We start from the raw sequence: 966 nt of genomic DNA on the forward strand, positions 1-966 counted from the left end.
GCTAAAGCGAAACTTTGTCAGTGTCGTAGCTCTGGCTTGTGCTTTTGTCTGGTTACCAATGTGAAACGTCAACAGCTCCTAGATCATTTCTGTTAATTGCATCAAAGTGGTCCAACGGGCGTTAATGGTTCCTTATCCAGGTAGCCACGTCTGGGTTGGTAAGAGTCGAGATTCAAACAGCTTTTACCTTGCTCATCGATAATCACAACATGCTGGTAAGAACCCTCGAAAAAATGCTCTGGCCACTCTTTTTTCATCAGGGCATGCATCAATGCCAGGATATTGAGGTCAATGGTTTTGATCTTTTCCTTGATCATTTCAACTTGCTCAAGCAGACGAGTGGATTCCTCGTACCTCTCTTCTCCTGCCAATTGGGAAGCATGTTCAGTGATGGCAAGACTGACTGATCGATACATATCATTGAGTCGCGAAAGAATAATCATGGTTTTATGCAACTCACTGTTGGGATTGAAAGGTATCTTGACCGTCTTTGCCGTCGCGGTCATTCCTTCCTGCCCCTCCACATCGGCCTGGTCATCTATCTCTTCCATTTCTTCAACATGGCGTTCATCGGTTCCTGTTTTTGGGTCAGGTATATGTGTTGCATCTGTCATACGATGTGTTTGATTGAGTGCGACGAACGATGAAGGGTAATTAGGGAGAAAGTACTTCACCGGTATATCAGGTAGACCTTGTTTCATGGTAGCGGCGACGGTTGGAGACAGGCATTGTTCAAGCACGCTTTTTCCTTCGCCATTAAATAGATATCTTTTACTGTACTTAAAGAACTTCTGGCATTCTTCGCTCGTCTCTGGTTCGAATTGAGGGGCCGCTTCTGCCAGCGCTACACTGTGTTTTTTGGCTAAAACTAATTGTTGTTTGATACCCCCCTGTGCCAGCATAGTTGTCGCCTCTTCTGAAATTTCCAACTTAAACAGGGGGTGGTCAGTGAGTAATCAATGACCC

1 protein-coding gene is annotated in these 966 nt (G+C 45.1%); it reads right to left on the minus strand.

Annotated elements, in window-relative coordinates; all coding sequences use genetic code 11:
* Positions 1-101 precede the first annotated feature (101 nt).
* Positions 102-902: a hypothetical protein gene (locus tag ABD892_RS10485; RefSeq protein ID WP_345195572.1), complete on the minus strand. Its 801-nt coding sequence runs from the start codon at positions 900-902 to the stop codon at positions 102-104.
* Positions 903-966: the final 64 nt, after the last annotated feature.

It is taken from the genome of Kistimonas scapharcae (assembly GCF_039540975.1).
In the GTDB taxonomy this organism is placed as follows: domain Bacteria; phylum Pseudomonadota; class Gammaproteobacteria; order Pseudomonadales; family Endozoicomonadaceae; genus Kistimonas; species Kistimonas scapharcae.